Genomic DNA, 10057 nt, shown 5'->3' on the forward strand with positions numbered 1-10057 from the left:
TGGGGATCGTGAACAGTTTCGGCACGGATACGCTCACCGCTTACGGGGCAGCGGTCCATTTCCGAAGGCATGACGGGACAGACCGTCACGTCCGTCGGCGCCCTTGCCATGCTGACCAGCCTGCTGCTTGCGCCTCTCACCCGGCATACGGACAGACGCCGCATTCTCCTCACCCTTTCCGCGCTGCTCATCGTATCCAACGTTCTGGTCGCCACGGCCTCCAGTTACGCCATGCTTCTTCTCGGCCGCGGTCTTCTCGGCATATGCGTGGGCGGATTCTGGTCCATGGCCTCAGCCGTCACCATTCAGCTCGTGCCTCCCAAGGACATTGCCCGCGCTCTCAGCATTCTGTATTCCGGCGTGTCCGTGGCCACCATCATATCCCTGCCTCTCGCCAGCCTTCTGGAAGAGCTCTGCGGCTGGCGCAACGTCTTTCTGCTCTCCACCATTCCCGGACTGATTTCGTTCATCTGGCAGTTCCTGACCCTTCCCTCCATTCCTCCCCGGCCGGGCAACGACTTTCACGGCATGATCTCTCTGCTCAAGGTACGCTGGGTGCTTGCCGGCATTGCGGCCACCGTCTTCGCCTACGGAGGCTACCATTCTCTCTTCACCTATCTGCGGCCCTATCTTGAGCACGGTCTTGCCCTGAACGCCTCCTCTCTTTCCATCATGCTTCTGGCCTACGGCGCGGCCAACACGGTGGGAACCTTTGCCGCAGGAGTGCTTCTGAACAGAAACTTCAAGCTCACCATGGCCGGCATGCACGTCGCCCTGACGTCCCTGGCCGTGCTGCTCTTCTTCTGCCGCAGCATCGTGTCCTTCAGCCTCGTTCTGCTTCTGCTCTGGGGATTTCTCTTCGGCATGCTCTGCGTGGGCTGGACGGCATGGATAGCTCTCACGCTGTCCGACAAGGCGGAAATCGCCGGAGGCCTTTCGGTGGCGGCCATACAGTTTTCCATAGGCTCAGCCGCCGCTCTCGGCGGCCACATCTACGACGCCTCCGGCATGACGGGCATTCTTCTCGTGGCTGCCGTCATTCTCGCCGGCGCCACCATGCTCACCCTTGCCAGCTTTGCCCTCTACTTCAAAAGCACGGGAAAGACGCTCTGACCCCCCGCCCTTTCGCGAAGCGTTTCTGCACGGCGTGACAGAATCAGGCAAGAAAAGGAGAGAATAGGCTCTATGTTCTCTCCGTCTTGGGCGTTACGTTCCGAAAAAAGAGCAGGATGCAGCCTTTCCCGGAGATGTGGACCTGCGCTGTCCGCAGGCTGAACATGCAGGATGCGCATGGGTCTTCCGTTCCCCGGCCTCTCCGTGGGCAGGCCCCTCGAGCCCCCTGCCCCTTACGACGGCAAGGCATGCCGTCAACGACCTCTGCATTCAGGAGCAGACACATGAACACGATCACCGATCTCTTTCCCCGCGGCGAAGCCAACACCGCCTATGCCCGGTACTTTACGGGAAACAGCTATCTGAACATGCTTTCCACCGAAGGCGTGGCCATCGGCAACGTGACTTTCGAGCCCGGCTGCCGCAACAACTGGCATATCCACCATGCCGACAAAAACGGCGGACAAATCCTTCTGTGCACGGCCGGACGCGGCTGGTATCAGGAATGGGGCAAACCCGCCCGCGAGCTGCATGCAGGCGACGTGGTCATCATTCCCGCAGGCGTCAAGCACTGGCACGGCGCGGCAAAAGACAGCTGGTTTGCGCATCTGGCCGTGGAAGTTCCGGGCGACAACGCCTCCAACGAATGGCTCGAACCCGTGACATCCGCCGAATACGACATGCTTCCCTGACACCTTGTCCGGCCGGAACGGGACATGAACGTTCCGACTTCACCGGCCATGCCCGTCTGCGGATCAGCCGCACGCCTTCCGCGGCCGCGCACCGCTTCATCATCACATCCCCGCAGTCCGGTCCTTCGGCGCGTCTTCGTCAAAAAACTGTCGAAGACGCGCTTTTCTTTGCTGCAAAAACGCCCCGCAGACGTTTCGCCGTCGTTATGGCTTCATGAAAAGCACGGACGCGTTCTCTGCCCTTCAGGTCGCCTGAAGCCCGTCAGTGCCCGGGAAGAGCCTCGTCCCGGAAAAAAATTACGCATCCTCCTGTCGGAACTCTTTCCGCCGGAACTTCTGGAGACCGAAAAATTTTTCTTCTTTCCTTCCGAATTTTTCCCCCAAAAAAAACTCTCTGACCTCCTGAAAGGCAAGGTCTGACCACAGATGCAAGGAAAATCCGCAAGTTCCGTCCACACCGCTTGACATTTTTGAAAGGCCTCTATATAAGGATTTCCAGATATAGAGTTATATCAAGGACAGGCATGACATGGAATACTTTCTCGAACTTCTCGACGAACGCATGTGCAGGGGCGAAACATCAGTCGCACCGATCTTTCTTCATGCCTGAGCAATACCGGCAGGAAGCCCGTGCGACAAGCGCGGGCTTTTTCATTTTTGTTCACCAGTTCCTGTCGGGCATCGCTTTTCCACCGACCCCCGCGTGTCCGACCGGCACAACAGGAATGCAAACACGGCTTAAGCCTCAACAAAGGATATCGCATGAGCAAGCATATCGAAACCACCTGCGTACAGGGCGGTTACACTCCCGGCAACGGCGAACCCCGTCAGATCCCCATCATTCAGAGCACCACGTTCAAGTACGACACCAGCGAAGACATGGGCAAGCTGTTCGACCTTGAGGCCAGCGGCTATTTCTATACCCGTCTTCAGAACCCCACCAACGACTACGTGGCCGCCAAGATAGCCGCCCTGGAAGGCGGCAGCGCCGCCATGCTCACCTCTTCCGGTCAGGCGGCCTCCTTCTTCAGCGTGTTCAACCTTGCAAGCGCAGGCGACCATGTGGTGGCTTCCTCCACCATTTACGGCGGCACCTACAACCTGTTTGCCGTCACCATGAAGCGCATGGGCATCGATTTCACCTTCGTTTCTCCCGACTGCTCCGACGAGGAACTGGAAGCCGCCTTCCGTCCCAACACCAAGGCGGTGTTCGGCGAAACCATCGCAAACCCCGCTCTCGTGGTCCTCGACATTGAACGCTTCGCCAAAGCCGCTCATGCCCACGGCGTGCCTCTCATCATCGACAACACCTTTGCCACGCCCGTGAACTGCCGTCCCATCGAATGGGGTGCGGACATCGTGGTGCACTCCACCACCAAGTACATGGACGGTCACGGCGCAGCCGTGGGCGGCTGCATCGTGGACTCCGGAAAGTTCGACTGGATGGCCCATGCCGAAAAGTTCCCCGGTCTCTGCACTCCCGATGAAAGCTATCACGGCATCACCTATGTGACCAAGTTCGGCAACGCCGCGGCGTACATCACCAAGGCCACGGCGCAGCTCATGCGCGACTTCGGCGCCATTCAGGCCCCGCAGAACGCCTTTCTGCTGAACCTCGGTCTGGAAAGCCTGCACGTCCGCATGGCCCGTCACTGTGAAAACGGTCTGGCCGTGGCCAAGTACCTCAGCCAGAGCGATCTGGTGGACTGGGTGCGCTATCCCGGACTGCCCGGCGACAAGTACCATGAACTTGCGCAGAAGTATCTTCCCAACGGCTCCTGCGGCGTAGTGAGCTTCGGAGTGAAGGGCGGTCGCAAGGCTGCGGAAAACTTCATGAAGCACCTGCGCATCGCCGCCATCGAAACGCACGTGGCCGACGCCCGCACCTGCTGCCTGCATCCTGCAAGCGCCACGCATCGCCAGATGAACGACGAAGAACTGCGCAACTGCGGCATTCTGCCCGAACTCGTGCGCTTCTCCTGCGGCATAGAGAACGCTGAAGACCTCATTGCCGACATCCATCAGGCTCTGGAAGCCAATCGCTGATTCCACGGGCCTTCCGAATTCTTCGGAAGGCCCTTTTTTTCAGGTTCCGGCCGCCGGCTTCCCGAACCTTTTCGTCCATCATCCGGGAGGATGCCATGCCCATCAAAATTCCCAATGAACTTCCTGCCGTAAAAACGCTCAACAACGAAAACATCTTCGTCATTACCGAAACGCGTGCCATCACGCAGGACATCCGTCCTCTGAAGATACTTCTGCTCAACCTCATGCCTACCAAGATAGCGACGGAAACGCAGCTTTCCCGTCTGCTGGGCAACACTCCCCTTCAAGTGGAACTTGAACTCATCCACACCTCCAGCCACGAATCCAAAAACACGCCCCGCAGCCATCTGCTCTCCTTCTACAAGACCTTTGAGGAGGTGCGCGGCAACTACTACGACGGCATGATCATCACCGGTGCTCCCGTAGAGCTCATGCCTTTTGAGGAAGTGGAATACTGGAAGGAGCTTTGCGACATCATGGAGTGGAGCAAAAGCCACGTGCACAGCACCTTCCACATCTGCTGGGGCGCCCAGGCCGGTCTGTATTATCATTACGGCATTCAGAAAAGGCTGCTGCCCAAAAAGATTTCCGGCATCTATCCCCATCACGTGGATCATGCCGGTTCCATTCTCTTCCGCGGCTTCGACGACGTGTTCATGGTCCCCCATTCCCGCAACACCACGGTGGATCGGGCCGACGTGGAAAAGCAGCCGGAACTCAAGATACTCGCTTCCTCCCCCGTGGCGGGGCTCTATGCCATTTCCACGGACAACGGCAAGCAGATATTCATCACCGGTCATTCCGAATACGATGCCGACACCCTTCACAAGGAATATACGCGCGACCTTGCGGCCGGCATCAACCCGGAAATTCCTGAAAACTACTATCCGGACGACGACCCTCGGCAGACGCCCCGCATGACCTGGCGCGCCCACGCCCATCTGCTCTACGCCAACTGGCTCAACTACTTCGTCTACCAGTCCACGCCCTACGATCTTGCGGAACTGGAAAAGCAGGCGCGCAGCGGACGAAAGTAGCATCGCTCTCCGCCTCTCAGAACCTCCCGGCTCCGGTCGCTGCCTTGAGATGACCGGAGCTTTTCGGTTCCGGGCCGGAGCCCCCCTTTCCCTGTCGGACCCCGCACCTCCGCCTGGCGGACTGGAGCAGGCAGGCCCTGTCTTTTTCCGCCGCTTCCGGCCACGCGGGCTTCGCCCTTCCTTATCATGCGAAAAAGCCGCTCACCTTCCGGTGAACGGCTTTTTCTGCGCAGGGAGAAGGTTTCCCGACAAACAGCCCTACAATATGTCGTGCATGCTCAATATGCCGAGCGGCCTGTGCCTTTCATCCACGACGAAGACACAGGTGATCTTTCTGTCCTCCATGATGCCCTGTGCCTTGGCGCTCAGCGCGTCGGCATCGACGCATACGGGGTTTCGTGTCATGAGCTCGCAGGCCGTGCTTTCGAGAATGTGCGGCCCCATGTGACGGCGCAGATCACCATCGGTAATGATGCCCGCAAGCGACTCTCCATCCATGACGCCGACGCATCCGAAGCCCTTCTTCGTCATTTCTGCAAGCACGTCCATCATGGGAGCGTTCAAAGAAAGAAGCGGCATGGATTCGCCCGTGTGCATGAGATCGCGCACCAGCGACAGCTTATGCCCGAGGGACCCTCCCGGATGAAAGCGCCGGAAGTCCTCCTTGCGGAATCCCCGGGCCGTGAGCAGGCACATGGCGAGGGCATCGCCGAGCGCCATCTGCACCGTCGTGCTCGTGGTGGGAGCGCAGTCCAGAGGACAAGCCTCGTGCAGCTGCGGCTGCTGAAGAAGGTAGTCGCAGTGCTTGCCGAGAAAGCTGTCGGCATTCTTGGTAATGGCGATGAGCGGCATGTTGTTCTGAGAGGCATAAAGCACGATGTCCGTCAGTTCCGCCGTATTGCCGGAATTGGAAATGGCGATGACGGCATCATCCGGCGTCATCATACCGAGATCTCCGTGACTGGCCTCGGCGGGATGAATGAAATACGCCGGAGAGCCCGTGGAGGCGAGAGTGGCTGCTATCTTGCGCGCCACATGACCGCTCTTTCCCATGCCCGTGACGGCTATGCGGCCCCTGATGCCGAGCAGACAGTCCACCGTCCGTTCAAAGGATTCCCCGAGACCGTCTGCCAGAATGCAGAGCGCCTGCGCCTCGTCGCGCAGCACCTGCCGAGCTTCGTCAAGATACTTCATCGCTCTCACTCGCCTTTTTTCCCAAGAATGCGGCGCACTTCTTCAAGATCTTCCGGCGTGTCCACGCCCGGCCCCATGGCCTTGACCTCAAGCACGCGGATGGCAATGCCCGCCTGGAGAACGCGAAGCTGCTCCAGCTTTTCCGTATTTTCCAGAGGAGAATATGGAAGGGAACCGAAATTCATGAGAAAGTCATGACGATAGGCGTACATGCCGAGGTGCCCGAAATACTCGGGAGCCGTGCCCCCGGAACGGGGAAACGGTATGGGACTGCGGCTGAAGTACAGTGCGTTGCCGTTATGCGCCCGCACCACCTTCACAAGGTTGGGATTCTGCGCCTGCTCCACGGTTATGGGATAGCAGAGCGTTCCCATCTGAAGCGACGCATCTTCCAGCATGGCGCGTGCCAGCTTCTCGATGGCGGAAGGTTCCACCAGCGGCTCGTCGCCCTGCACGTTCACATAGATGTCGGCCGGATGCGCCCCTGCCACCTCAATGAGCCTGTCGGAACCCGAAGGACAGTCGACGCTGGTCATGCAGGCTCTGCCGCCGAAGGATGCCACGGCGTTCATGATGCGCTCATCATCCGTGGCCACCAGAACCTCGTCAAAAAGCTCCACCTGGCGCACCCGTTCATACACGTGCTGCACCATGGGCTTGCCGCAGATGTCGACCAGAGGCTTGCCCGGCAGACGCGTGGACGCGTAACGGGAAGGAATGACGGCTATGATGCTCATGCGCGCTTCTCCTTGGCAACGGCGTCAAACTCACGGATGAGCGAAAGAAACGCCGGAAGATCCTTGACGGCGAGCATGTTCGGTCCGTCGCAGGGCGCCTTGTCAGGATCGGGATGCACCTCCATGAATATGCCCGCTACGCCCACGGCGGTCGCCGCCCGAGCCAGGGTGGGCACAAATTCCCGCTGTCCGCCGCTGCACGAGCCCTGCGCTCCCGGAAGCTGCACGGAATGGGTGGCATCGAACACCACCGGCGCAAACTTCTTCATGATTTCAAGACCGCGCATGTCCACCACCAGATTGCCGTAGCCGAACGTGGTTCCACGCTCGCACAGGGTGATGCGCTCATTGCCCGTGGAGCGAGCCTTTCTGAGCACGTTTTCCATTTCCCACGGCGCAAGGAACTGCCCCTTCTTGATGTTCACCGGCTTCATGGTGGAGGCGGCGGCCAGAATGAGATCGGTCTGGCGGCAGAGGAAGGCGGGCGTCTGAAGATAATCCGCCACTTCAGCCACGGGTGCGGCCTGCTCGGCGGTATGGATATCGGTAAGCACCGGAACATTCCGGCTTTCTCTCACTTCGGCAAGTATGGAGAGGCCCTCTTCCATGCCCACGCCGCGAAAACCCGTGCCGGAACTGCGGTTGGCCTTGTCGAAGCTGGACTTGTAGACAAAGGGAATGCCCGCAGCCGCAAAGATTTCCTTGAGCGCGGCGGAAACTTCCAGCGCGTGGGCGCGACTTTCTATGGCGCACGGCCCGGCTATGAAGAAGAGAGGCAGAGCGTTGTCGGCCTTGAGGTACGGTTTGCCGTTGAATTCAAGTTCAAACATGAGAACTCCAAGCCCGTCGGGCGAAAAAAGGAAAACAGAGGGATGAAGTATAAGTCATGCCCGTGCGCACTTCAAGGGAGAAGGCTCCGGGAAGTTCCGCATCCCGCCGGGAAAAAGGACTGTCGTCTTCTGCCCCATCAGGCAGAAGGCCCACAGCTTCCGGCTCGCCTCCCTCTCGTCCCGGCAAAACGGAAAATGACTGCGTCCGGCGTTTTCCGGGCAAGACGCTCCCGTCCTGGGACGGCGGCAAAAACATCATGACCGGCCATGGCGTGGCTTCACCCCTGAGAGCCTGGAACACAGGCTCCATCTGAGGGACGACTTCTGCGAAGATGCGGCAGGCTTCCTTGGCATGCCCCCTCCATGGAAAGACCGGCCGTGAGCGACACGGACCGGCCCATACTCTTCGCTCCGAACGTCATCGTTCCGTATCGACGCCGTTATACGTACCGATACCCGCGTCGGAAGGGACGCCCTCTCAAGAAAGGCTGGAGCAATCTGCCGCAGTGCCTCTGACGGCGCTTTCGCAGGAGCTGACGCCGAGCTCGCGGACGACGCGCTCCAGCATCTTCGGCGCGACGCCGAAGGAATATTCGAGCTCCAGCCGCTCCGTGTCCTTGTGCGCATCCTTGCCGGAAGGACCCACGGAAGCAATGGGAACGTCGAGCGACAGCAGGTCGTCCATGGAAAGAGAAAAGACCTCGCCCCAGCCGGGCATGTTCTCCGCCAGGGTCTTCAGCTCGCCGGGCTCTCCCTGAAAGCCCATGTAGCTCAGATCCATGATGCCGCTGAAGCACTCCACGAGGCTGACGGCGCCGACGCTCTTCTCAAGATCGGCGCAGACGCCTTCCATGACGGTGCGCAGACGGCGTTCCTTTTCCGTGGCCCTAAGGTTGAGACGCTGGGGATAATACGGGGGCAGAAACCCCACGACGACGGCCGGTCCCTTGAGATTGACCAGCGACACCAGATGATCGAGCACGGCCAGTCCCTTTTCCCGCTCGTCCATGTCTGCGGGAAGAGCTTCGGCAAACGCGGAAAGACGCGCCTTCGCCTCGTCCATGTTTCCCTCTCCGGCCATCATTTCCATGAGCTCATGCACGGTAAGCACGCGTGCCTCCCATGCGGGAACGGGCGTGTCCGCACGATTGGCCTGCTTCTGAAAACGCCGTCCCGCCTCTCTGATGCCGTCCAGCGTCTCTTCCAGCGCACGGCGGGCGATGTTCCGACAGATTTCCAGCATGTCCAGAGGACTTCTGCTGACGGAAAGCACGTTGAAGTAGGCTGCGGCCCTCTCCGGCAGCGTGACGGAATAGGTGTCTCTAAGATCCTTCAGCTTGAGGCAGACCGGAGGCGTCAGCGTATCTTCCCCCGCCCCGTCCATGAGATCGGGGCAGCAGTCCATGAGGCATACCACCCGTGCGGCTATCGCCGCGGCGTTCACGCCGTCGAAGGAATAGCCCACGTGGGCCTCGCGTCCAACACAGAAGAACAAAGGCATGATCTTGCCCGTGGTGCCGGTGAACAGAATCCGGTGAGGTCTGCTCTCTGCCGTGGTTTTCGACGTCCAGAAGGCGGGCTCTCCGGAAAGCGCCGCCACAAGATCAAGGCCGTGCTCCTTCACGAAGGCGCACAGGCCGGAAAGAGAGCCGCGCATGCCTGCAGAACTGCCCTCCTCATCGGGAACGGCCAGGAACAGAAGATTCACGCCGAGTTCATCGCGATGACGGGCCATGTGCGCAAGATACGCCATGTAAAGGGCAATGCCCGCCTTCATGTCCATGACGCCCCTGCCGAAAAGCCAGTTGCCCGATGCAAGATCCTTCCGCGCGTCTTCGGGAATGTCCCTGCCAGCCATGGCCGCGGTATAGGCGTCGGCGTCAAAGGCCAGGTCGGCCAGATCACCGCACACATCCGTATCCACCACGTCGAAATGACCATTCAGAAGCACCGTACGGGAACAGGGCGTCGATGCCTGCACGAACGCCAGCACGGCACGCCTTGCCAGTCCGCCGCTCTCCACGGGAAGAAGACGCAGAAAATCAGGATGCTCCTGAAAATATGTCTCTCCGGCCAGAAGATCGTGAATGGCGTCGGCCGCCTCGTTTTCTCCCTGCGTATGCGACACGCTGCGCATGCGCACCAGCGCCTTCGTCAAATCCAGCATTCCTTCCCGCGTGAACTCAAGCATGTTGCCTCCTTGTTGCGAGGCAGAACGTAGTCCCGGCGAAAGAAAAAAACAAGAAGGAACGCGCCGGAACCTCGCAGCATCAAAGGGGCTTTGCTGACCTGCGCGAAGAAGATCCTGCCCGGCGCACGTCACATCCGGCAGTCCCCGGGCACATCCGGGGCGCCGCACTCTCTTCCCGGACGCATGGAAGATGCAAAGGCCCGCAGCTTCGCCGCCG

The 10057-nt window shown here is 59.8% G+C and carries 8 protein-coding genes; 4 read left to right on the forward strand and 4 right to left on the reverse strand.

What is annotated here, in order from left to right:
* Nucleotides 1-57: 57 nt before the first annotated feature.
* The 4 genes from QZZ60_RS08305 (at nucleotide 58) to metA (ending at nucleotide 4888) form a co-directional block, all read left to right on the forward strand.
* The gene (locus QZZ60_RS08305) at nucleotides 58-1113 is read left to right on the forward strand and encodes an MFS transporter (protein ID WP_295640437.1); all 1056 of its coding nucleotides are present in this window, start codon (nucleotides 58-60) and stop codon (nucleotides 1111-1113) included.
* A gap of 284 nt (nucleotides 1114-1397) precedes the next feature.
* A complete protein-coding gene (locus QZZ60_RS08310) occupies nucleotides 1398-1805 on the forward strand; it encodes a cupin domain-containing protein (RefSeq protein WP_295640424.1) in 408 nt (135 codons plus the stop codon).
* A 762-nt stretch (nucleotides 1806-2567) separates the two neighbouring features.
* Nucleotides 2568-3851 carry an O-acetylhomoserine aminocarboxypropyltransferase/cysteine synthase family protein gene (locus tag QZZ60_RS08315; protein ID WP_295640426.1) on the forward strand — a complete coding sequence of 428 codons (1284 nt, stop codon included), beginning with the start codon at nucleotides 2568-2570 and terminating at the stop codon, nucleotides 3849-3851.
* Nucleotides 3852-3946: 95 nt separating this feature from the next.
* Nucleotides 3947-4888 (forward strand): homoserine O-succinyltransferase, encoded by a 942-nt coding sequence (gene metA / locus QZZ60_RS08320; RefSeq protein WP_295640428.1) that lies wholly within the window; start codon nucleotides 3947-3949, stop codon nucleotides 4886-4888.
* A gap of 258 nt (nucleotides 4889-5146) precedes the next feature.
* Here the strand turns inward: metA and QZZ60_RS08325 are convergent, their stop codons facing one another.
* The 4 genes from QZZ60_RS08325 to QZZ60_RS08340 all read right to left on the reverse strand — a co-directional run bounded on the left by QZZ60_RS08325 (nucleotide 5147) and on the right by QZZ60_RS08340 (nucleotide 9840).
* On the reverse strand, nucleotides 5147-6082 hold the full coding sequence (locus QZZ60_RS08325; protein ID WP_295640430.1) for a KpsF/GutQ family sugar-phosphate isomerase: 936 nt from the start codon (nucleotides 6080-6082) through the stop codon (nucleotides 5147-5149).
* A 5-nt stretch (nucleotides 6083-6087) separates the two neighbouring features.
* Nucleotides 6088-6819, reverse strand: coding sequence for a 3-deoxy-manno-octulosonate cytidylyltransferase (gene kdsB, locus QZZ60_RS08330; protein ID WP_295640432.1), 732 nt, complete (start codon nucleotides 6817-6819; stop codon nucleotides 6088-6090).
* A complete protein-coding gene (gene kdsA / locus QZZ60_RS08335) occupies nucleotides 6816-7649 on the reverse strand; it encodes a 3-deoxy-8-phosphooctulonate synthase (RefSeq protein WP_295640434.1) in 834 nt (277 codons plus the stop codon). Before kdsA ends, kdsB begins: the two co-directional genes overlap by 4 nt.
* A 478-nt stretch (nucleotides 7650-8127) precedes the next feature.
* Nucleotides 8128-9840 (reverse strand): M20/M25/M40 family metallo-hydrolase, encoded by a 1713-nt coding sequence (locus tag QZZ60_RS08340; RefSeq protein ID WP_295640435.1) that lies wholly within the window; start codon nucleotides 9838-9840, stop codon nucleotides 8128-8130.
* Nucleotides 9841-10057 lie beyond the last annotated feature (217 nt).

Origin of the sequence: uncultured Mailhella sp. (assembly GCF_905187505.1) — a bacterium.
Classification (GTDB): Bacteria; Desulfobacterota; Desulfovibrionia; order Desulfovibrionales; family Desulfovibrionaceae; genus Mailhella.

What these genes read in the sequence shown, in the direction of transcription:
- QZZ60_RS08310 (WP_295640424.1), top strand. Translation starts at nt 1,398, where the DNA reads ATGAACACGATCACCGATCTCTTTCCCCGCGGCGAAGCCAACACCGCC.
- QZZ60_RS08315 (WP_295640426.1), top strand. Translation starts at nt 2,568, where the DNA reads ATGAGCAAGCATATCGAAACCACCTGCGTACAGGGCGGTTACACTCCC.
- metA (WP_295640428.1), top strand. Translation starts at nt 3,947, where the DNA reads ATGCCCATCAAAATTCCCAATGAACTTCCTGCCGTAAAAACGCTCAAC.
- QZZ60_RS08325 (WP_295640430.1), bottom strand. Translation starts at nt 6,082, where the DNA reads ATGAAGTATCTTGACGAAGCTCGGCAGGTGCTGCGCGACGAGGCGCAG.
- kdsB (WP_295640432.1), bottom strand. Translation starts at nt 6,819, where the DNA reads ATGAGCATCATAGCCGTCATTCCTTCCCGTTACGCGTCCACGCGTCTG.
- kdsA (WP_295640434.1), bottom strand. Translation starts at nt 7,649, where the DNA reads ATGTTTGAACTTGAATTCAACGGCAAACCGTACCTCAAGGCCGACAAC.
- QZZ60_RS08340 (WP_295640435.1), bottom strand. Translation starts at nt 9,840, where the DNA reads ATGCTTGAGTTCACGCGGGAAGGAATGCTGGATTTGACGAAGGCGCTG.